The 21,917-nt window shown below is 63.5% G+C and carries 20 protein-coding genes; 7 read left to right on the top strand and 13 right to left on the bottom strand.

Annotated elements, in window-relative coordinates; genetic code table 11:
* Nucleotides 1-313 precede the first annotated feature (313 nt).
* The 6 genes from V1278_RS28400 to V1278_RS28375 form a co-directional block, all read right to left on the bottom strand.
* A complete protein-coding gene (locus tag V1278_RS28400; RefSeq protein ID WP_334382970.1) occupies nt 314-1,489 on the bottom strand; it encodes a LysM peptidoglycan-binding domain-containing protein in 1,176 nt (391 codons plus the stop codon).
* A gap of 147 nt (nt 1,490-1,636) precedes the next feature.
* Nucleotides 1,637-1,981: a hypothetical protein gene (locus V1278_RS28395; RefSeq protein WP_334367873.1), complete on the bottom strand. Its 345-nt coding sequence runs from the start codon at nt 1,979-1,981 to the stop codon at nt 1,637-1,639.
* Nucleotides 1,971-3,071: a hypothetical protein gene (locus V1278_RS28390; protein WP_334382969.1), complete on the bottom strand. Its 1,101-nt coding sequence runs from the start codon at nt 3,069-3,071 to the stop codon at nt 1,971-1,973. Before V1278_RS28390 ends, V1278_RS28395 begins: the two co-directional genes overlap by 11 nt.
* Nucleotides 3,064-3,486, bottom strand: a complete 423-nt coding sequence (locus tag V1278_RS28385) for a hypothetical protein (RefSeq protein WP_334382968.1) — start codon at nt 3,484-3,486, stop codon at nt 3,064-3,066. The genes V1278_RS28390 and V1278_RS28385 overlap by 8 nt, the downstream gene beginning before the upstream one ends.
* A gap of 33 nt (nt 3,487-3,519) precedes the next feature.
* Nucleotides 3,520-4,491 (bottom strand): alpha/beta fold hydrolase, encoded by a 972-nt coding sequence (locus V1278_RS28380; protein ID WP_334367876.1) that lies wholly within the window; start codon nt 4,489-4,491, stop codon nt 3,520-3,522.
* A 385-nt stretch (nt 4,492-4,876) separates the two neighbouring features.
* Entirely contained in the window at nt 4,877-6,292 is a 1,416-nt protein-coding gene (locus V1278_RS28375) for a TolC family outer membrane protein (protein WP_334382967.1), read from the bottom strand.
* A gap of 290 nt (nt 6,293-6,582) precedes the next feature.
* On the opposite strand from V1278_RS28375, the gene V1278_RS28370 reads away from it, so the two are divergent.
* Complete coding sequence (locus V1278_RS28370; RefSeq protein ID WP_334382966.1) at nt 6,583-8,433, top strand: acetyl-CoA hydrolase/transferase C-terminal domain-containing protein; 1,851 nt, start codon at nt 6,583-6,585, stop codon at nt 8,431-8,433.
* Between the two features lie 148 nt (nt 8,434-8,581).
* On the opposite strand, the gene V1278_RS28365 is transcribed toward V1278_RS28370, so the two are convergent.
* The gene (locus V1278_RS28365) at nt 8,582-9,361 is read right to left on the bottom strand and encodes an enoyl-CoA hydratase (RefSeq protein WP_334382965.1); all 780 of its coding nucleotides are present in this window, start codon (nt 9,359-9,361) and stop codon (nt 8,582-8,584) included.
* Nucleotides 9,362-9,474: 113 nt separating this feature from the next.
* On the bottom strand, nt 9,475-10,152 hold the full coding sequence (locus tag V1278_RS28360) for a hypothetical protein (protein WP_334382964.1): 678 nt from the start codon (nt 10,150-10,152) through the stop codon (nt 9,475-9,477).
* A gap of 348 nt (nt 10,153-10,500) precedes the next feature.
* Here V1278_RS28360 and V1278_RS28355 point away from each other — a divergent pair, with 348 nt between their 5' ends.
* Nucleotides 10,501-11,046, top strand: coding sequence for a sigma-70 family RNA polymerase sigma factor (locus V1278_RS28355; protein ID WP_334367881.1), 546 nt, complete (start codon nt 10,501-10,503; stop codon nt 11,044-11,046).
* 2 nt (nt 11,047-11,048) lie between these two features.
* A complete protein-coding gene (locus tag V1278_RS28350; RefSeq protein WP_334382963.1) occupies nt 11,049-11,687 on the top strand; it encodes a DUF1109 domain-containing protein in 639 nt (212 codons plus the stop codon).
* A gap of 14 nt (nt 11,688-11,701) precedes the next feature.
* Here V1278_RS28350 and V1278_RS28345 read toward each other — a convergent pair whose 3' ends face one another.
* Nucleotides 11,702-12,811, bottom strand: a complete 1,110-nt coding sequence (locus V1278_RS28345) for a DUF2336 domain-containing protein (RefSeq protein ID WP_334382962.1) — start codon at nt 12,809-12,811, stop codon at nt 11,702-11,704.
* Between the two features lie 62 nt (nt 12,812-12,873).
* The gene (locus V1278_RS28340; RefSeq protein WP_334382961.1) at nt 12,874-14,022 is read right to left on the bottom strand and encodes a GGDEF domain-containing protein; all 1,149 of its coding nucleotides are present in this window, start codon (nt 14,020-14,022) and stop codon (nt 12,874-12,876) included.
* 417 nt (nt 14,023-14,439) lie between these two features.
* Here V1278_RS28340 and V1278_RS28335 point away from each other — a divergent pair, with 417 nt between their 5' ends.
* The 4 genes from V1278_RS28335 to V1278_RS28320 all read left to right on the top strand — a co-directional run bounded on the left by V1278_RS28335 (nt 14,440) and on the right by V1278_RS28320 (nt 18,567).
* Entirely contained in the window at nt 14,440-15,009 is a 570-nt protein-coding gene (locus V1278_RS28335) for a sigma-70 family RNA polymerase sigma factor (protein ID WP_334367885.1), read from the top strand.
* Nucleotides 15,006-15,716 carry a hypothetical protein gene (locus V1278_RS28330; RefSeq protein WP_334382960.1) on the top strand — a complete coding sequence of 237 codons (711 nt, stop codon included), beginning with the start codon at nt 15,006-15,008 and terminating at the stop codon, nt 15,714-15,716. Before V1278_RS28335 ends, V1278_RS28330 begins: the two co-directional genes overlap by 4 nt.
* Before the next feature lie 35 nt (nt 15,717-15,751).
* Nucleotides 15,752-17,479 carry a S8 family serine peptidase gene (locus V1278_RS28325; RefSeq protein WP_334539182.1) on the top strand — a complete coding sequence of 576 codons (1,728 nt, stop codon included), beginning with the start codon at nt 15,752-15,754 and terminating at the stop codon, nt 17,477-17,479.
* A gap of 545 nt (nt 17,480-18,024) precedes the next feature.
* On the top strand, nt 18,025-18,567 hold the full coding sequence (locus V1278_RS28320) for a TIGR03809 family protein (protein ID WP_334382958.1): 543 nt from the start codon (nt 18,025-18,027) through the stop codon (nt 18,565-18,567).
* 20 nt (nt 18,568-18,587) lie between these two features.
* Here the strand turns inward: V1278_RS28320 and V1278_RS28315 are convergent, their stop codons facing one another.
* The 3 genes from V1278_RS28315 to meaB form a co-directional block, all read right to left on the bottom strand.
* On the bottom strand, nt 18,588-19,958 hold the full coding sequence (locus V1278_RS28315) for a TIGR03808 family TAT-translocated repetitive protein (RefSeq protein ID WP_334382957.1): 1,371 nt from the start codon (nt 19,956-19,958) through the stop codon (nt 18,588-18,590).
* A 312-nt stretch (nt 19,959-20,270) separates the two neighbouring features.
* A complete protein-coding gene (locus V1278_RS28310) occupies nt 20,271-20,915 on the bottom strand; it encodes a pyroglutamyl-peptidase I (protein ID WP_334367889.1) in 645 nt (214 codons plus the stop codon).
* Entirely contained in the window at nt 20,912-21,904 is a 993-nt protein-coding gene (gene meaB, locus V1278_RS28305) for a methylmalonyl Co-A mutase-associated GTPase MeaB (protein ID WP_334382956.1), read from the bottom strand. The genes V1278_RS28310 and meaB overlap by 4 nt, the downstream gene beginning before the upstream one ends.
* Nucleotides 21,905-21,917 lie beyond the last annotated feature (13 nt).

Raw genomic sequence — 21,917 nt, 5'->3', positions numbered from 1 at the left:
CCGAGCATCGTGCATCGCTCAGCAAAGCGAGATGGTAATCATGGACATCACAAGAAATCGCGCAGCCTCGCAAGTTCAACGACGAGTTCGGCGGAGATTATTTTGGGGATCAAATCGCCCTGTGCGACGGTATGAATCTCGTAGAGATGACGTTGGCTGAGCGGTTGCTCCAGAAACTTGGTGATGCATTCATCCAAGGTGCCATCAAGCACCGAGTACGGGGCCGACCAAACAGCGCCTTTGACGCGTTCGTTGTTTTTCGAAGGCCATTTTTTTAGAACGGCAGGAGCATGAAAGTCCGTTTGAGCACTCCTTAAGGATTGGCTTCCTGGTTGGGAATGACAAAGGTCTGGCCGGGATAGATCAGGTTGGGATTGCGGATTTGCTCTCGGTTGGCCTTGTAAATCGTCGCATAGCGCGTGCCCGCGCCGAGGGTGGCCTGGCTGATGCGCCACAGGCTGTCACCGCGCGATACCGTGGTGGTCGTGATCTTCGGCACCACGACGCTGGAGGAGTTCGTGACGTCCGGCAGGGTGGCAGCCGTGGCATCCGCCACCTGAGACTTCGGCAGGGCGACGGAATCTGGTTTGGAAGGTGAGGTCCGCGGCGGTACCGACGCGGTAACCACCGGGTCGGGCGCGTTGAACGGCACCTCGGCGCGTCCACGCACCACGCCGGACTTCGAATCCACCTCGTCCAGCCTTACGCGATAATTCCCGGGCCCGATTCCTTCATTGATCGTGACGGCAAAGCGTCCGTCCGCCGCCGCCGTTACCGACGCAATAAAGCTGTCGTTGAGATAGAGCCTCACCGGAGCGCCTGAGCGTGCGCGGCCGCTCACATGGAATTTGCCGCTGGCCTCGATCTCGACCGCCTCCACAACCACCGCAGCGGTTTCCGGCTTCGCCTGGGCCGGCTGTGACATCACGACGGTAGGCTTGTTTGGCGTCATCAGGGCCACGACCGGCCGTTCCTTCAGGTTCGGCTCAAGCGCCACCGTCACGCTCTGCTTGGACAGGATCTCTCTGCCGTCGGGCTGCTTGGCGCGCAACGTCAGATCGTAGGTGCCTGGCGGAAGCGGGCGCGGGATCATCACGAATTGTCCGGATTGATCCGCGACCGCGCGATCATGCAGTTCGCCATTGCGTAGCAATTCCACGGTGACGCCCGGCGTCGCGCGCCCCGCGATCACAGCTTCGCCGGTCGGCTCGACGCGCGCGACGTCGAACGCCGGTCCGCCATCGCCGCTCTCGGGCGCGGCGATCGATCCGGCCAGCACGGCTGCCACGGCGTTTGCCTCCGCCTGCACGCTTGCGAGTGCCGGCCCCTTAATGCGCTCGTCAGTGGCCGGTTTTGGCGCGAGGCTTGCAGCCTTATCAGCAGTCGGCTCGCGCCCAATGTACTGCATGGCGACGATCGTTCCGATGCCAGTCGCCGCAACAAGCCCTATCAGGGGCACGACCAACCGGTTCATTGATGTCTTGATCATGGTCTTTAGCCCGTCGGCCGGAAGGTCGGCCCGCCACCACTATACAGATATTTCGGCCGGAATGGGTACTCAAGCCGAGAGATAACCCGCAGGCACAGAAGGGTTAAGCCGTCTAGGGCAGGCCGGCCAGGCTGGAACCCTGATCCCTCAAAGCTGCGCGGTGAACCGCTTCGGCGGCAGGCCGCTGCAGCCGCCCGCCTGTTCGGCGTCGAGCACCAGCAGCGCGCCGGCCGCGTAGAGCTGGCCGACGAAATCGGCGTCGTCGGAACGCGCGATGGTGACATAGTTGTTCGACGCAAGAATGCGGCCGTTGGCCTTGGTGATCGCGGCCAGTGCCTGGGACGGCGGACCTATGATCGCCATTGACTTGCCGGGGGCTGAGCCGAAGGTCAACGCGGTGACAACGGCAAGCCAGCCGCACACGACGAGGGCGATCGCGCCGGCAATCTGGCCCCAACGCCCACCGCCGCGCTGACGTCCGTCAGTAGTCATAGAAGTGCTCAATGCTTGCGCTCCTGGCCTTGAGCTCGCGGTTGATATCGACAAGACGGTCGATCCTTGCCTTCAGGCCCGCCCGGCGGAAGCCGGGCTTCGCGTCGAGCGCCAGCGAAAACAGCTCCGTCGTACCCTTGATATCGAGCTTGGCGGCGTCGGGCGCGATCACGGTGATAAGGATGTCGTGATTGCCAGCGATCTCTGCAACCCCATAACCCTGATCCAGCAGCCGCTGCAGGATGTCGGTGAACGCCTTGTAGCGCGGCGTCTGCACGAGCTGCCATTGTGCGTTGAGCGCGCGGATCGGCTTGATGCGCGGTTCTTTTGCCAGTACCTCCGGCGGCAGCGTCGCGACGGCAAACATGATGTCGCGTGGCTCGGTGTCATTGCTGGCATCGAGCGCCTTCTGAATCAGCGCGGCGTAACCGATCTTGACGAAGTATTCCGCGCCGAGCGCGAAGTCGCGCTCCCGGCTACGCAAGCTACTTGGCGTCGGCGCCGAAATTGCCATCAGGCCGTCGAGCTTCTCCTGGAACGGGTATTTGTACCAGGGAACGGTGTAGAGGAATGCGGCATAATCCTGCAGCACGGCGCGGCCGAATTCATCCTGCGGGGTGCGCTTCTCGCCCCTGATCCATTCGAACACGCGGCCGATGGTATTCTCGTAGAATCCCTTGACGGCGTATTCGACGGAATAGCTGATGCCGATCACGTAAATCATCGTCTTCACTTCGGCCAGCGATTCTCCTGTTGCGGGCACGGCGCGGTTGATGGTGCAGAAGCTGCGCCAGAAACCGAAGATGTGGCCAAGATAGTTGAAACGGCTTTCGCTGGAGCGGTCGAGGAAACGGCCGAAATCCTCGAAGGAGTAGACGATGTACCATTCGGGGAACGTGAAGAACGTGTTGTTCAGCTTGCGCCGGTAGCCGGGCTCATCGATCGCGGGCAGGGTGACGGCCGGCGCAATCGAGGTCGATGTGCTGGCCGCGGGCCGGCACGTGCCCTCGATATAGGCCAGTGGCAAAAGCACCGTCAGCGCAATCAGGATCGCGACGACAGCCAGGATGCGCCGCGGCCACTTAAGCATGAACGGCGTTCCGCGTCCGCGGCGCGAGCAGATAGCCGATCAGGATGGCCATGCCACCGAGGCCGAGATGCGGCGCGTTGGCGAAAAACCGCGTCGAGAGCGGCAGGTTGAGGACGCCGTTGATCAGGATGCCGAAGTCGAGATAGCCGCTGCCGGTGAGCAGGCCGAGTACGCCATCGGCAAAATAAAACACGCCGAACAATTGAAAAAACAATTCCGAGGCGCGGCGCGAGGTCATCGCCGCAATTGCGGCCCATAGCGCCGACACCAGATGCAGCCCATCGGCATACCAGGTGCGGCGAAACAGGCCGAAGATCATGTCATTGGCATCGATGAACGCCGGGATGTAGCCGGTGAGGATGACGAAGCCGAGCAGGGCGGCGTAGCCCCAGGCGCACGATCTAATGATGTCCATGATGTCTCCGGCCGGTTCGAATCTCGGTCCAGTCTAGAGTTTTCCAATCGTCTTGAGCAGGGCGTCGTTGAACAGGCCGGGGTCCTCGATTTGCGGAATGTGACCGAGCCCCGGCAGCAACGTCAGGTCCGTATCTGATGGCAGCAGCGTTCGCAGATCGTGGGCCTGCTCGACCGGGGTGATGGTGTCCTTGTCGCCCCACAGGATCGCGACGGGGACTTCCAGCTTCGCATACGCATTGCGGTCCGCGCTCGCGGCGTTGGTGTCGGAGCCGAGGAAATAATATAGCCAGTCGGCGATATCGCTCGTGCTGTCGCGCTGCGCCAGCGGCCGTTGCAGGATCGCGACATATTCCGGCAGCGCGCGCTCCTTCTTTGCGATCATCGATTGGAGCAGCATTTGCGTCGCGATCGGATTGGTGATGGTCAGCGACACCAGGATTTCGCGGATCCATTGCGGCTGGATCACCCAGGGCGCCGCCGATGGCGCTGCTGTCAATCCGAGCGCCGCATCGACTAGCACCAGGGCCCGCGCCCGATCCGGATATCGCATCACGAGTTCGGTCGCCGCACCGGCACCGAACGAATGACCGACGATGATGGCGGGCGGGGCCTCCAGCGTATCGAGCACGTCGTTGATCCGGGAAGCCTGGTCCTGCCGCGTATAGCTGCCGGGACGATCCGAGAATCCAAACGGCGGCAGGTCAAGCGCGATCACATGAAAGCCGGCCGCGGCCAGCACGTCGGTGGTATGCCGCCATAGCTCGCTCCACGCCGCCGTGCCGTGAAACAGGACCACCGGAATGCCATTCGCCGGACCCTTCTCCTGTACGAACACACCGCCCGAACGCGTCGGCACCAGATGGCCGGTCCCTGGCGCCAATTGGGCGCGCGTGCTGGTTTCGCGTATCGACGCCGCCATTCGAAATGAGGTGATCAGGAGGATTACCGACAGGAACAGGACCAGCAGGCCGTTGGCCGACCAGCGCAGGATGTTTGAAACCACAGGGCCTCGTAAATCGATCATCAAAAGGGGGGCGGGAACGGACCCGAGTTTTAGGGCAAGGCGAGTTGCTGGCGACTGAAAATACCGGACATGATCAGCGTCCGGTTAATTGCATGATAGGCGAGAAGATCTGGCACGACCGTGGGGGAGGTAGCCACAGCATTTCTTGTAGTCGGTCTTTCTTACCCTCCCCTGAAGGGCAGGGTCGGCTCGCATTGAGCGCAGCGAAATGCGAGATGGGGTGGGGTGATCTCTCCACTCGGGCACTGTTGGATGTGGAGAGACCGTCACCCCGCCCCGCCGCTCATTTCATGAGCGTCGACCCACGAGCGAGCTTCGCTCGTCTCGGACCCCTCCAGGGAGGGTAAGTTACGGGGAGTACAACCTACTGACCGGACGGCGTCCGCAGGCCGTGCCAGGCGTCGCGCACCTGGTGATAGTGCACTTCCGGCAGGTAGTCCGGCGTGTTGAGGCCGAGATTCTTGACGTCGAGCCGGCCGATTGCGCTCAGCAACGTATAGGAGGCGATGACGCGGTCGCGCTGCGCGCCGATCAGCCGCGCCTTGGCCAGGATCAGGTCCTGCTGCGCGTTCAGCACGTCGACCGTAGTTCGCTGGCCGCCCGCCGCCTCTCGCTGTACGCCCTGCAGCGCGACGGTGGCAGCGCGCACTTCAGCTTCGGATGCCGTGACCGCAATCTTGGCACCTTCATTGGCGACCCAGGCGCCGACCGCGGCGGTGCGGGCCTGATTGCGGACCTGGTCCAGCACCTGCCGGCTTTGGGCTGCGATTTCCTTGGCTTGTCGGGTCTGCGAGGCGGCCATGCCGCCATCGTAGATCGGCTGCGTGAGCTGGCCGGTCACGGAAGCCTGGTCGGTCCCCAGGGTGCCGAGCGTGGGGTCCGACTGCTTGCTACGGCTGGCGCTGCCTTGCAGCGTGATCGTCGGCATCAGGCTGCCTTCGGCGACGCGGATGGAAGTCGTGGCGACGTCGAAATCGAAGCTTGCCGCCATCACGGCGGGATGCCCGCGGAAGGCCTGCCCGGTGGCGTCATCGCGGCTGCGCGGCAGCAGGCGGTCGACGGTGTCAGCGGGGTGGAGCAGGTTCGGCGCGTTGCCGATGACCTGGAGATAAGTCGCTTGGCTGACAGCCAGATTGACCTCAGCGGCATTCAAATCGGCGCGGCCCCGGCTCAGACGCGCCTCGGCCTGCGCAGCGTCGGTGGGTGTGACGTCGCCGGCATTCAGACGCTTCTGGGTGATGCCGAGCGTTTCCTGCAGAAACGCCACGTTGGCGCGCTGGGCTTCGACCAGCGATTGGTTGGCGAGAACGTTCGTGTAGACCGTGACCGCATCCAGCAGCACGCCCTGACCGACATTGCGCAGCGCCTCGCGACCCGCCTGCACCTGCAATTCCGCCACGCGTACACTGTTGGCGGTCCTGAAGCCGTTGAACAACGTCTGGGACACGGTCACGCCGATAGTCCAGGGCTTCAGGTTCGCCGACTGGACGGTGTTGTCGGGCAAGAGGTTGCGCACCGCCTGAAAGCCGGCGGAGAGAGTAGCGACGATCTGCGGCCGATAACCCGAAAGCGCTTGCGGCACGTTCTCGTCGGTGGCGCGCTGGCGGGCGCGTTCGGCATTGAGCGCGGGATTGGTCTGGTAGGCCTTGGCCAGCGCCTCGGGGAGGCTTTCACCACGCGCGGCTGGCGCGGCAAGCGCGAAGCAAGCCACAGCAAGGCAAATGCCCCATCGAAGCAACCGTCTTTCAACGTAGCCAACCCTAGCGGCGCGCCTGGTCATTTGATTCCGTCAACACAAGAACGTGAGCATGATCCGGAATGCCGGTTACCTGTCATGTCCGGATCATGCACTGTCCGTCCGCCCCCGCCGACATCCTCGGTTCGTCTACCTGTTTAGGGGGCACCATGGCCACAGGCAAACTGCCGCGCGACATCAGTACATTAATTCGGTGAAATCCGTGCTTGGCTGTTGCCGGTTCGTCACAGACGAATCTCCGGTGAAGATAGGCTATAGCTCTGGCGTCCGATTCCAGGACGGCTGCCTGCCAGCTACGCCCAGGTTCGCATTCGATGCCAAAGCTGTTTTCCGATCCCGAAGCGATCGCGGAGGATATCATCCGCGATGTCGGAACCAATCTCGTGGTTGGATTGCCGCTCGGGCTCGGCAAGGCCAACCACGTCGTCAACGCTCTGTATGCACGCGCACTGGCCGACCGTTCGATCAAGCTGACGTTATTCTCGGCACTGACGCTGGAAAAGCCGCGGCCCTCGAGCCTGCTCGAACAACGTTTCATCAGCCCGGTGATCGATCGCCTGTTTGGTGGTTATCCTGACCTCGCCTATGCGAATGCACTGCATGCCGGAGAACTGCCGCCCAACGTCAAGGTGATCGAGTTTTTCTTCCTGGCCGGCAAATGGCTGAACGTGCCGTTCGCGCAGCAGCATTACATCTCCGCGAACTATACCCATGCTGCATCGTATTTGCTGGCGCGCGGGCTCAATGTCGTCACGCCATTGGTGGCCAAGCGCGTCGTCGATGGCGCGACGCGTTACAGCCTGAGCTGCAACACCGACACAGCGCTTGATCTGCTGCGCGCCCGCGCCGAGGGGCGCGCTTCGTTCAAAGTGTTCGCGCAAGTCAATTCAGAACTGCCGTTCATGCCGGGCGCGGGCGATCTGCCGGGGGAAGAATTTTCCGCCGTGCTCGACAGCCCCGCGACGGATTTCCCGCTGTTCGCCCCGCCGGCCGAGCCGGTCAGCGACACCAAATACGCGATCGGGCTTCACGCCGCGAGTCTCGTACCCGATGGCGGCACGCTGCAGATCGGCATCGGGCAAGTCGGCGATGCGCTGGCGCGGGGGCTGATCGTCCGTCATCGGGACAGTGCGCAGTTCCGCGCCATCATGAAGCGGCTCGCGCCGGGCGTGGAGCCGATGGAGAGCGCGCCGTTCGCGAAGGGGCTGTATGGGGTCAGCGAAATGCTGATCGAGGCGTTTCTCAGCCTGATCGAGACCGATATTCTCAAGCGCGAGGTCGACGGCGTCGTGCTGCACGGCGCATTTTTCCTCGGGCCGAAATCGTTCTATCGCGCGTTGCGCGAGATGCCGCCCGAGCAACTCGCGCGCGTCCAGATGATGCCGGTATCGTTCACCAACGAGCTCTATGGCGACGAGGACGCCAAGCGCCGCGCGCGCATTGATGCCCGCTTCGTCAACAACGCGATGATGGCGACGCTGATGGGGGCGGCAGTCTCCGACGGTCTCGACAATGGCCAGGTCGTCAGCGGCGTCGGCGGCCAGTACAATTTCGTCGCGCAGGCGTTCGCGCTTCAAGGCGCACGCTCGGTCCTCACGCTGGAAGCGACGCGGCAGGCGGGCAGGAGGACGCACTCCAACATCCGCTGGAACTACGGTCACGAGACCATCCCACGGCATCTGCGCGACGTGTTCGTCACCGAATACGGTGTTGCCGATGTCAGGGGCAAATCGGACGCCGAGACCATCGCGGCGATGCTCGCGGTGACGGATTCCCGTTTCCAGGATGAACTGGTGAAGATCGCCAAGGATGCCGGCAAGCTGCCGAAGGAGTTCGAAATTCCGCGCGCGCATCTCGAGAACTTTCCGGAGCGGATCGCGGATGCGTTGAAGCCTGCGCGCGAGGACGGACTGCTGCCGCCGTTTCCATTCGGTAGCGATTTTACTGAGGTCGAGCAGCGGCTGATACCGGCCTTGCAGTTGCTGCGGGAAGCGCAGCGGATGCCGCTGCTTCTACCCGGGTTGCTGTGGCAGGGGGTGACCCAGCCGCCGGATGCCTCGAACCGCGAATGCCTGGCGCGGCTAGGACTCGATCGCCCGACGACGTTTGCTGAACGGGGCTATCGCGCGCTGATAAACGCGGCGCTTGCGCGGAGCGGCAAGTGATACTCTAGCGTCGTCCCTGCGAACGCAGGGACCCATAACCACAGGATGCAATTGCTTAAAGAAGATGTCCGCCATCGTCGCTTCAACACGACGGCCGCGGCGTATCGGTCCCTGCGTTCGCAGGGACGACTGCGGAGAGAGCTCGGCGTTACCTGTTCTTGTTCACCGGCTTGCGCTTCTCGATGAACGCCGCCATGCCTTCGGCGCGGTCTTCCAGCGCGAAGGTCGAGTGGAACAGGTTGCGCTCGACATTCATGCCCTCCGACAGCGGCGTCTCAAACGCGCGGTTGATGGCTTCCTTGGCCATCGCGGCCGCGGGCCGCGACATCGAGGCGATCTTTTCCGCGGCCGAGAGCGCTTCTTCCATCAGTTTGTCGGCCGGCACGACGCGGCTGACGAGGCCGGAACGCTCCGCTTCGGCCGCATCCATCACGCGTCCGGTGAGGCAGAGATCCATCGCCTTGGACTTGCCGATCGCACGCGTCAGCCGCTGGGTGCCGCCGATACCGGGGATGGTGCCGAGCGTGATTTCGGGCTGGCCGAATTTGGCGGTATCGGCGGCGATGATGATGTCGCACATCATGGCGAGCTCGCAGCCGCCGCCCAGCGCGTAGCCGCTAACGGCCGCAATCGTCGGTTTCCGGCAGGTGGCAACGCGGTCGCCGCCGATGGCGGTGAAATCGCTGGAGAACATGTCGATGAAGCTTTTCGGCTGCATCTCCTTGATGTCGGCGCCGGCGGCGAACGCCTTTTCGCTGCCGGTGAGCAGGATGCAGCCGATCTTGTCGTCGGCCTCAAGGTCGTCGACCGCGGCAGCGATTTCACGAAATACGCCGAACGACAGCGCGTTGAGCATTTTCGGCCGGTTCAGCGTAATGATGCCGACCGCGCCCTTGCTCTCGACAATGATGTTTTCGAACGTTGCCATGATCCACCCCGGGGTAGTCCTTTTCGCGGGCAATGTGCCCGCTGCCGGGGTGGGCTTCAAGTGGGCTGGAACGGATCCCGGATGCGGGGGCGCCGCGTCCGGTATGCCGACAGCTACGCCATGAACATACGCGCGGCCGAGGCCATCGTCAGCAGGGCGCCGAAGGCGATGAAGATCTTTCCGATCAGCGAGGTCTTGTCCAGGGTGGAACTCTCGTTGTTGACGGCTTGATCGGAGGCTTCCGATGCAGGTTTGGTCGAGGCCATCGCGACCGTCTGCGTGGCGGAGTCCTCGGGCAGGGTCGCCTGCAGCGCACGATCGACATCGTTGAGCTGGTCGGAGGCAACTACGGTAGCATCGGCCGGCGCCTCGGCGTCAGCCGGCTTGTCCGTCGCAGCTTGCAGGACGGTGTTGGCCTTCTCGGACATCGCCGCCGACATCCCCTTGGCGCTGTCGGCCGGCGCATCGGCTGCCGTCATTTGTGCGTTGGCGTTTGCGAGCCATTCAGGCATCCCGGGCGGAGTGCCGCCGCTCGCATCGGCGACCTGCTTTTCCTCAGGCTGCTTGTCCTCGACGGGTTTCGATGCCGCACGCGTGGATTTGCGATGGGCGGAGCGCTTCTTCAGGGAACGCGAACCCTGCTTGGCGGACTTCTCGGACGTCGCGCTTTCCGGTTTCGACACCGCGGCGTCGTCGGCGGGGGCCGCCGTCGCCGGCGATGGTGCTGCGAAACCCAACAAAAGCCCTGCCGCAAGAATGAAGGCCGACCCCGCGCTGGCTCGGATCGTCATGTGGAATCTCCCCATTGGCCGCCGCCCGGCGGCGAAATGAGACCCCCCAGGTGTCCACAGCACGGCGGAAAATAGGAATCTTCGGGCAACACCGGGCAAAAGCTGGGCAATGTCAGTCAGCCGACGTACTGGCGGGCATTTTGCCGACCGGAATTAGCAAGCTACGCCGGATGCGAGCCTGCGCAATCGATGTTATGAGCCTGCCATCGCGCAGCCGGTTGTCTCCCGATTCCTTTGGATAGGGAGCCAGCCCAAGCTGCCGACGGGGCCTTTGATCACGAGTTCGTGATTGGATTGTCCTGACGTAACAAATTGAAAGATCGAGCGAATTGCAGGGTAGGAGCGCGGGTGCGCGAACGGGATGACGAATGGACCGGCCTGATGCGGTCGGCCATTGCAGGCGATAGCTCGGCGTATCATCGCCTGCTCAAGGCCGTCACGCCCGTGCTCCGGGCCGCGGCGCGCCGCGGTCTGGCGCGGGCAGGGCAACCGGTCGATCAATCCGAGGACATCGTGCAGGACATTTTGCTGGCGGTCCATCTGAAGCGGCATACCTGGGATGTCACCGCCCCATTTGCCCCATGGCTGTTCGCGATCGCCCGCAACAAGCTGATCGATGCGCTGCGCCGCCGCGGCCGGCGCATTTTCGTCGATATTGACGATTTCGCCGAGACGCTGCCGGGCGAAGCGCCGGCCGAAACGGCTTCGCCAAGCGAGGTCGCTGCCCAGCTCCAGACGCTGCCGGCGCGGCAGCGCGAGGTGCTGCAGTCGATCGCGGTCGACAGCGCCTCGATCAAGGATACGGCCGCGAAATTTTCGATGAGCGAGGGCGCGGTGCGGGTGGCGCTGCACCGGGGGCTGACCAGCTTGACGGCGAAGTTGCGGGAAAATTGAGCATGGATACCGATCAGCTCATTCGAACGTTGGCGGCCGACAACGCGCACCGCGCGCGCCCGGTCGGCTTCGCGCTGATGCTGGCGCTCTTGGCCGCTGCACCGGTTTCGCTGTTGATGTTCTTCACCGAACTCGGCGTCAGGCCCGACGTGATGGCTGCAATGCGCAATCCGTTCTTCGACTTGAAGTTCGCGGTCACGCTGGCGCTCGCGATCTCGGCAATTGCCGTCAGCCTGCATCTGTCGCGACCCGAAGCATCGCTGCGCGGATTTGGTTGGCTGCTGCTGGCGCCGGTGGGAATTTTGACCGCTGGGATCGGCGGCGAAATGATAATGCCGCAACGGCTGCCGATGATGACGCGGCTGGTCGGCAAGAATTCGTGGGTCTGTCTGACGGCGATCCCGCTGATGTCGTTGCCGATCCTGGCCGGCGTGCTGCTCGGATTGCGTCACGGTGCCCCGTCGCGGCCTGCATTGGCGGGCGCCATCGCCGGACTATTGTCGGCGGGATTGGCGGCAACGCTCTATGCCTCGCATTGCACGGATGATTCACCGCTGTTCGTCGCGACCTGGTACACGATCGCGACCGCGCTGGTGACCGCGATCGGCGCGCTCGCCGGAGCGAAGCTGCTGAAATACTGAAGCAGGCTACGAACTTACGCCGGTACGTTCTGCTGCATGCGATGGAAGCGCAGCACCTGCTGTGCCGTCGAAGGTCGCAACCGTTCATAGGTGTCCTTGCAGGCGGCAAGATCCGTCGGCTCCGCGCCGGACAGTTCGTCGCGCATCCTGATGATGGTCTTGACCGTCGACCATGACAGTCCTGCGACCTTCGCCAAAATCATCACGCCTTCGGCCCGGCTTTCGATCATCATGTTCTCGGCGATTGCGACCGGCACGTTGGCAAGCGCCGCAATCGAGGCGTTGGCCTCGTCGAATTTCCCGGCATCGGCAAACGACGCCACTTCGGATTCGTCGAGCCGGCCGTCCTCGTACAGGGACTTGACCAGCGCGTGCGCAATCTCAGTGTCCTTGGTGATATCAGAGGTCGCGGAGCGCGCGCGCCGCGTTGCCTCCTTGACCACGTTCGGCACCTCGGCCGCCTGCTGGGGATTGGCGGCCTCCAGCCGCTGCCGCACCGTATCGGAGGCCTTGGCGAGCAGTTTCAGGTAGAGATGCCGCGGCACGGACGGACGCATGCCGATGCAGGCGGTGAGATCGTCGTCGCCTTCGGCGCGGCTGACGAGGCGGGTAAAGCCGCGCTCGGTGAATTCCGCGCCGGGATTGTTGACGGTCGACTGGATCACCTGATCGTTGCCGCGCTGGACCAGCACCTCGGTAACCGCGCCGCTCAGCGTCTTGCGGGTCGAGATCGCCATCAAATGCGCCTGGCTCTTGCTGCGCGCATTCTCGATCAAGGTCTTGTCGTCGAGCCGCATCGATTGCGACAGCACAGGACCCGCCACCTCGATGACGTCGTCGAATGCAAGCGCGCGGATGGTGAGCGGCGGGGCAGTGTCGATCGGGGCGAGACGGTTGGCCAGCAGCATCTTGGCCGAGGTTTCGATGTGGTCGATCAGGCACTGGAAGACGTCGTCGAATAGCCCGACCTGCTCGTCCGAATAATCCACCGCGCCGTTGATGAAGAGATCGGTCACTCGACGGAGCGTCTCTACCCGGCGAGCGACGGTTCCGTGCGCAAGCGTGGACTGCAGCTCGTCGAGCAGGTTTCCGGGAGAAGGAGAGGTAGCGGTCTTCGAAATCATGACTCTGTCCTGGAGCAAAAAGCGGCGGAGCTTCTTCGCCGCCGGAGCTGAAATATGTCGGGTCAGGCGCTGGTAATCCGGTTACGTCCTTGCGCCTTGGCTGCATAAAGCGCGCTATCGGCGCGCGCGAGAAATGTGTCTGATGTTTCGTTCGGGTTCAGCGTTGCAACGCCTGCCGACATCGTCACCTTCATGCCCTGCGAGAATGCGCTCCAGTCGAGACCGGCAATAATGGCGCGCAACCGGTCGAGTGCGTGCATGGCTTGGTCGATGTCCATGTCGGGCAGCACCAGCAGGAATTCCTCGCCGCCATATCGGCCGAACCGGTCGATGCTGCGGATGTTGGCAAACATGGTGATCGAGAATGTCCGCAGCACCTCGTCGCCGGTCGGGTGACCGTAGGCGTCGTTGATGCGCTTGAACCAGTCGAGGTCGATCAGCGCGATCGAGCAGGGCGATCCGCTGCGGCTCGCGCGGGCAATCTCCTCCTCCAGCATCCGCATGATGCTGCGGCGGTTGGACGACCCGGTCAGTTCGTCGAGTTCGGCAAGCTCCTCGATCCGCTTGTACGCCGCCTTCAGTTCGAAGCTGCGGTCGTAGAGCATCTTGCGCATGGTAGAGCCATACAGTCCCACGAAGGCGCATTGTCCGATGGTGAGGACAAAGGAAAGCATGGCCGCGACGCGTTCGGTCTGGGTGGTAATCGGCAGGCCGATCGGGGTGCTGGCAAACAGGAAGATCGGCGCTAGGCCTACGATGGTGAGGGTCCAGGTGATGATCGCCTGCCGGGACGTCATTCGCAGCGCGCCGAATCCAAAGATGAGGAATACGACGCTCAGGAAGGCAAATCCGATCTGTGGCGCGGCCAGCAGAAAACAGAGCTGGAGCGCGACGTGGCCGGCGACCTGGAAGATCGTGAGATAATGGTCCTCGAACCGGTCGTTGAAGTGGGCTTCCGACAACACGACAAAGACCGACACCAATCCGATGCCGGAAAGGAAATAGGTCGATGGAATGATGATCGGGACGGTGCCGGCGTAGCAATAGACCAGCAGGACCGAGGTGATGAGCAAATAGCTGACGCCTTGCACGGCCAGCATCTGGCGGCGCTGGCCGGCCCGGCGCGTCAATACTTCCAGCGGCAGGCGGGCGACGCGCGCGGTCGCATTGTGGGAGCCTTGCTCCTGAAGCAATGATGCCGCGCTGCTCATGTCCCGCCGCTGTTGGTGATGCCGGACGAAACTTTAGGGAATAAAGCCTTTAGGTTTGGTATCTTTTGAGGTCGATCGGCTCCGTTAAAACCCTGCCATTGCACTGATTTCGCAACGGAAATCTGCCGAATTCCGATAGTGCGGAACCTGCCTGCGCGGGAACCCCAGGGGGCGTCACGTGGATGCTGCCCTGCCGGCGAAGCCTTGCTAAGGTCGGGCTCGCGTTTCAGGAAAGTGTTTCCGTAATATGGTACCAATTCTGGGGTTTAGCTCCTTTCTGGCGGCAAAATGGCCTGGCACTGGCCATCTGTGGGGTAGATCACACATGCGATCCGGGCATTGCCGTAATGTGAAGAATCTCACTCTTCGCATCGAACCGCCGGCCACCCCCGTCAGACCAATCTTGCGAGACGGCCATTGAGCGCGACACAGGCGGCTTCAGACGAAATTCTGATCGCTCGGATCGCCCAAGGCGACCGGCTCGCCATGCAGGTGCTTTACGGAAGGCACCATGTCAGGGTGTTCCGTTTCGGGCTTCGGCTCGTAAGGGACGAACAGGTCGCGGAAGATCTCATCAGCGAGGTTTTTCTCGATGTGTGGCGTCAGGCTGGCAAGTTCGAAGGCCGATCCGCCGTTACCACCTGGCTCTTGGCGATTACGCGGTTCAAAGCCCTTTCGGCACTTAGGCGCCGCAAGGACGTTGGGCTGGACGAGGAGACCGCGAACGCGATCGAGGATACGTCCGACGATCCGGAAGTGGTGGCGCAGAAGAAGGATACGGGTGAAGCGCTGCGCAAGTGCCTGACGGCACTTTCGCCAGAGCATCGGGAGATCGTCGATCTCGTCTACTACCACGAGAAGTCCGTGGAAGAGGTAGCCGAAATCGTCGGCATTCCGGAGAATACCGTCAAGACGCGCCTGTTTTATGCGCGCAAGAAATTGGCCGAGTTGCTCAAAGCAGCAGGCGTAGAGCGAGGTTGGCCATGATGGCAGCGAGCAAAAAAATGCTGGATCACGAGCCCAGCGAAATAGAGACGCTGTTGCCCTTCCACGCGGCCGGCACCCTGAGCGCGCGCGATGCACGCCGCGTCGAGGAAGCGCTTGCCGGGGATTCCGAGCTTGCCCGGCAGTATGCCGTCATCCGCGAAGAATACGCCGAGACGATCAGCCTCAACGAGAGCCTGGGTGCACCGTCCACGCGCGCCATGCAGAAGCTGTTTGCCGCAATCGACGCGGAGCCTGCGCGTGAGTCCTCGCGCTCGGTGAGCCTGTCCGCGCGGGTATCGGAGTTTTTCGCAAGCCTGTCGCCGCGTACGCTCGCCTGGTCGGCGAGCCTTGGCGCCGTGGCGCTCGTGCTGCAGGCCGGCGTGATCGGCGCCGTACTGATGAAGAGCCAGACCGCGTTGTTCGAGACGGCGTCGCTAAGCCTGAACGAGCGGCCATCGGCGCCGATTACGCGCGATCTCGCAGGCAGCGTCGCGCCGCCGCGCGCGCTGGTGCGGTTCGCGCCTGAAGCGCGCATCGCCGACATCACGGCGCTGCTCGACAACTACCAGGCCTCGATCGACGGCGCCAAGGGCGGCATGTTCCGGCTGCAGTTCGGCAACAAGGCGATGAGCAAGGACGAAGTTGCTGGCCTGTTGAGCAGGCTGCAGCGTGAGAAAATCGTCAGCTTGGCGGTGGCAACGCCATAAGGCCGCCTGGCGTGGGCCGGGCAAGCTGAGGTCCCATGGTTCATGATGGCGTGAGTTGGTGGACAAGGACCCAGCGTGCGGCATGGGCGGTGTCGGCCGTGCTGCTTCCGCTGATCGCTTTCGGACCCTCGGCGGTGCATGCGCAAAGCATCATGCGCACCCCCAGTCTGAACGTCGGCTCGCGGATGCCCACCATCAGTCCGACGGTGACCCCGCGGATCAGTCCGACGGTTGCGGCGCGGCCGGCCATGCGCGCCGATACCGTCGCACGGACGCCGCCGTCCCGGATTGGCACCATGAGTTCGACCCTGCGAGTCCGTCCGGGCGCCGGCGTGCGGTCGACGCTGCCCCATGCGCGGTTTTCGCCCAACCTCTATCCGGCTTGCGCATATGCGCTTCGCGGTCCCGATGGCGAGTGCTTCGATCGTCCGGTGATATCGGCCGGCGGCGGCAACGGCACCTCGGCCAAGAAGGGCAAGGGCGGATCGGGCAACAACGACGCACAGGCAGCGGTCAATCTGCGCGCGGTCAAGAACGAACTCGTCGCCGAAATCGACGGCGCGTTATCCACCGCCGAAGCCGACCAACTGGCGCGGCGTCACGGCCTGGAACGTATCGCGTCGCAAAACTTCCCGTTGCTCGGCGGCACCATCGGTCTGTTCCGCATCGTCGATAACCGGCCGGTGGACACCGTGCGCCGCGAACTCGCGGCCGATGCCAGCGTGCGTTCGGTGCAGCTCAATTTCCGTTACTTCCTGCAGGATCAGAAGAAGGCTTCGACCGCGGGCGATGCCGCCCAATACGCCGTCGCCCAGCTTCGGCTGCCACAGGCGCACGCGCTCGTCCGCGGCATGAACGTCACCATTGCGGTGATCGATTCAGGCGTCGATGCCAAGCATCCCGAACTCGCCAGTTCGGTTGCCGACAGTTTCGACGCGCTCGGAAGCAAGGAAGGTCCGCATGTCCATGGCACGGGCATTGCCGGCGCGATCGTGGCGCATGCCAAGCTGATGGGGAGCGCACCGGAGGCGAGGTTGATCGCGATCCGCGCGTTCGGTGCGGGATCGAAGGGCGCGGAGAGCACGTCCTATGTGATCCTCCGGGGACTGGACTACGCGGCCGAGCACGGCGCGCAGATCGTCAACATGAGCTTTGCCGGTCCGAAGGATCCGCTGATCGAGCGGGGCATCGCCGCTACCGCAGCCCGTGGCATCCTGATGGTGGCTGCGGCCGGCAATGCCGGAGCGAAATCGCCGCCGCTCTATCCGGCCGCCAATCCCAATGTCATCGCGGTGAGTGGCACCGACGCGCAGGAAAGACTGTTTGCGGCATCGAACCGGGGCAACCACATCGCGGTTGCAGCACCGGGCGCGGATATCTTCCTGCCGGCGCCCGATGAAAAATACCAGATCACGTCGGGCACCTCGTTCTCCGCCGCCTATATCAGCGGCGTCGCGGCGCTGATGATGGAGCGCAATCCTTCGTTGAAGCCGGGCGATGTTCGCGCAATTCTGACCGGGACCGCCCGCGATCTCGGCACTCCCGGCCGCGACGATCAGTTTGGGGCAGGTGGGGCCGATGCCTTTGCTGCCGTCACGGCCGCCGGACCGGCGGTTCCGCTTGCCTCGGTTTCCGGCAAGCCTGCGGGGGAGAAAGCGCCGGCGCATGACCCGGCCGCGGATAACACTTCCGTGAGCCGCGCATTGAACGACGCCTCGCCCTCGATGGCGGCGGACAAATCGGCCGCAAACGCCGCAAAATAGCCTGCCTCGCAGCGATTTTCCGACGATCATCCCTGAAGACAAGGTTAAAAAAATCGTCCGGCGTTTTGAACGTCCGGAGAGGGTGTCGCGACTTATCAACGTGGGAGCGGTAATCCCTCCCCATAGGCTGTATTCGGCGCGAGCGCCCATCCACCCCAAGCGCCCATATAGCTTGACCCGTCCGGTTGTCCCCCCGGACGGGTCTTTCATTTTCAGCGCAGGTTTTTGGACGAAGCTACGTTTCGTGCGGCACCGCGACGGCTTGCGGCTGCAAGTTTTCCGACTCGTCTGAACGATGCGCAATTTTCCCGTGCATCTTCTCAACTGAAAGGATCGAGGCTCGCCGCGTAACGCGACCATGCTGCTGTGCGGCTTGACCGCGAAGAGCGGATTAACCCGTATTTGTGCGGGTTTCTTCGATTGCTGCGCGCTCCCGTCCCTTCACGCACTGGACAACGAAAAAGTTTTCCACAGAATATCCCAGTCACATCCCACTGATTCGTCTCGGTTGCGTCTGCGTCCGTCCCCCTCTTACGGGCTGATTTATGGCACATCCTGCAGACGTGGCACGTGGCCGCAACATCGTTGCGCGCTGGTGCAGCCTTGCCGAGCAACGGTTGGAATACCTCACTGAACTGTTCGAGACCGGACGCTGGCGCCGCTTTCACACCGAACGCGAGTTCCTCGAAAACATCCAGGAAGCCAAGGCCGCCGTCGCAACCTGGCGTGACCTGTTGAGCCGCGAAGCCTCGCTCGACAACACGCAGATCGACATGGCCTGGCTCGGCCGCCGTCGAACGACGCCGCTGCTCTTGACGCCGCTGCCGCGCGACGAGGGCTATCGTCCGCCGGTCGTGCAGCTTCAGCCGCAACCGGCTCCGATGGCCGTGACGCCACCGCCGATCGCGGCCGCCGCGCCGCCGCCCGATATCCCTGATGATGTTCTGGTCGCGCTGGAAAGCCAACTCGTCGTGGCGGACGAAGCGCCGTCCGTGCCGGATGTGCTGGCGCTGGAGGAAATGCCATTCCCGGCGATCGATTTCGACGCGATGAAGGAACGATATCCGGCGTTGCGCAACGCGCTGTAGAGGTGAGCGAGGAGGGCGAACTACCGCCGCACCGCGTTGCCGCCCACCACCACCTGCGCGTAACGCTGCGCGCCTTCGGCGGACAGATCGGTCGTAATCGTGCGGGCGTGATCGAGCCCGACCACGGCGCCGCGCGGGGTTTCCGAAATCATGTTGTTGTTGACCAGCGCCATGCCGGCGCCCGGCAACACCGATACGCCGACGCCGACGAAGGCGTTGCGGATGACATTGCCTGATATCGCGACATCGCGGAGATATTTGCCCCATCCGGCGATGATGCCGAACGACGGCGCGTTCTCGATCACATTGCCTGTGACTGTGGAGTCCGCCTCGACATAGATGCCGATCCCGGCGTCGTCGTCGGGTGCAGTGCCGATCGGCCGCTTCGGCAGCAGGTTGCGGATGATGTTGCCTTGGACGACGGCGATGCGTCCGCCTTCGTTGAAATTGCAGACGGAGACGCCGACGGCGGCGCCGTCGACGGTGTTATTGGCGATCACGGCGCCTTCGAACGCAAATTCCGAATAGAGCGCGACCTCGCGGACATTGCTGACGCTGTTGTCGGTGATGTGAATATTCGACGCCGAATTGCCGCGCACGGCCGAGTAGTCGCAATTCTTGATGCGGTTGCCGCGCACGATCACATTGCCGGCGCGGAAGGCGTTGATGGCGTTGCCATACTGCCCGGAGCCGCCGGGGCCGGCCTTGATATCCTCGATCCGGTTGTCGAGAACCAGCGTCCCATCGTCGCCGATCGCTGTGCGCAGGATTTCGATACCGTTGTCATTGGTATCGGTGATGGTGTTGCGCGCCACGATCAGGCCGAGCGCGTCGAAGGATGCGACGGCGGTGGTCGCAATTTTCGTGAAAATGTTACCGGAAATATCGCCCGAGACCTGTTCGAGCCAGATGCCGTTGCCGCCGCTGCCAGATATTTCGCAATTGGCGATCCGGACATCCCGCCCGCCGAGGCAGTGCACCAAGCCGCGGCGCGTCGGCAGCGGAATGCGACCGCCGTCGAAGGTGATGCCGGTCAGGCCGACGCTGTTGGCGCCTTCGCCCTGCAGCATCGAGGCGCCGCCGGTAAACACGAGCTTGGTCGCGCCGCGGACGCCGACCAGTTGCGTGCCGTTCGAAAGGCGCAGCATGCCGGTGCGATAGACCCCCGGCGGCAGCGCCAGCGGCACTTGCGCGCGTGCCGCCTCGTCGATCGCGCGCTGCAGTTTCACGGTCTGATCGTCCGGGCTGCCGGGGCGGACGCCATATTGCGTGACGTCGCGCCCGAGCGTGGACGTGAGGGGCGCTGCGCGCGCAGCGTCAGGCGACATCGCCAGCGCGCCGGCTGCACCGGCGGCGGACGCTCCAATGAGATGGCGGCGGTTCATGTCCATGGCTGATGACCCTAGCGCGATGCAGGTCGTGGCATTCGCGTTTCATAGGTATCGCGAAAATGCAGTGCAGCATGATGAAGACCGGGAAAGAGGCGGCGATTGTTGGGGGTAGGGTTAATGTTGGGTGCGATAAATTATGCTCGTCGTCCCGGCCAAGCCAACGGGTCGCGCGAATGCGCGCCCGATGACAGGCTCCGCGCGAGCCGGGACCCATACGCCGCGGCCCTTGGAAGGGGCACGAGCGCAGACGGCTTTTCTCACAATTGGCAACGGTGGTTATGGGTCCCTGCGTTCGCAGGGACGACGACGGAGTTAAGCCGCCGTTCTTGCCAGCCGCACCGTTTCCATGAGCATCGCTTCGCCGGCATCGACCAGCTCCTCCAGCGTGATGCGCGGAACACCTTTTCGTCTGGCCGCGCCGCTGCGCGCCAGCGGCGGGATGTGGATGAAGGTGGCAAGGCGGGGGCCGTTACCGGCATCCACGGCTTCAATCGCGCGCCAGCTCAGATAGTTGCAGAGATAGCTTCCGGCGTCGCGCGAGGCGCGGGCATCGAGGCCGGTGTTCTTGGCCACGCGCAGTAGTTTGGCTGTGTGCGGACCGAACCTTTGCGCATCGGCGCCGTCGGCGATCGATCCCTTGCGCGCGCGGGTTTGCGCGGCGTCAGGCCAGAGCATGGTGACGGCATTGCGGGCGCGGGTTTCGATCCGCAGATACGACGTGCGAGAAGCGAGGCCAAACATCAACAGCGCGTGCGGCTGGTGCTTTTGCAGCGCCAGCGGTAATTCGCGGTCGACCGCCTTGTAGGTAACGGGAAAGATGTGGCTGGACAGTTCGACGTCGGTGAAGGCCGGGCGACGCAGCCGCGTCAGACGTGCCACCAGCGACTGCGTGGGATTGTAGGGCGCACCTGGAAACGGGCCGAAGCCGGTGATGAGAATGCGAAGCTTGTCGCTCATCGCATCCACTCCGCGATCTGCTCGGCGGCGACCGCCGGCGTGATGCGGCCGTCGGCGACCTCGGCCTCGGTCTTCTTTACCTTGGCGCGGATCGCGGCATCGGCGCGCAGCCGCGCCATCATGCGCTGCTCCAGCATCGACCACATCCATTTCACCTGCTGCTCGCGCCGCCGGCCTGCGAACTCGCCCGAGGCGTTCATGGCGGTGCGGTGATCCAAAATCTTCTGCCACAGTGTGTCCATGCCTATGCCGGTCAGCGCCGAATAGGTCACGACCGGCGGATGCCAATGCTCCGAGCGGGGACTGAGAATATGCAGCGCGCTGCGATACTCGGCCGCCGCCAGATTGGCACGCTTGACGTTATCGCCGTCCGCCTTGTTGATCGCGATCATGTCGGCGAGTTCGACCAGACCTTTCTTGATGCCCTGCAATTCGTCACCGGCGCCGGGCAGCATCAGGGCGAGAAAGAAATCGGTCATGTCGCAGACGGCGGTTTCGGACTGGCCGATGCCGACGGTCTCGACCAGCACCACGTCGAAGCCGGCCGCTTCGCAGAGCAGCATTGCCTCGCGGGTTTTTGCGGCGACGCCGCCGAGCGTACCGGACGAGGGCGAGGGCCGGATGAAGGCGGCTTCGGAATTTGCCAGCCGTGCCATCCGCGTCTTGTCACCGAGGATCGAGCCGCCGGTGCGGGCCGAGGAGGGGTCCACCGCCAGCACTGCGACCTTGTGGCCGCGCTCGATCAGGAACATGCCAAGCACATCGATGGTGGTGGATTTGCCGACCCCGGGCGAGCCGGTAATGCCGACGCGTACCGCCTTGCCGGTGTCTGATAACAGCGCCTGCACCAGTTCGCGCGCCGCGGCCTGGTGATCGGAACGCCGGCTCTCGATCAGGGTAATCGCACGCGCCAGCGCCGCGCGTTGGCCCGCGCGGAGTTCTTTGGCGAGTTTCCCGACATCGGGGGAAGGATTCTTCGGCAGGGTCATGACTTGGTTTACA

Source organism: Bradyrhizobium sp. AZCC 1577 (assembly GCF_036924575.1).
GTDB lineage: Bacteria > Pseudomonadota > Alphaproteobacteria > Rhizobiales > Xanthobacteraceae > Bradyrhizobium.
Note: the sequence above shows the minus strand (reverse complement) of the source record. Positions and strands in the feature narration are given on the sequence as shown.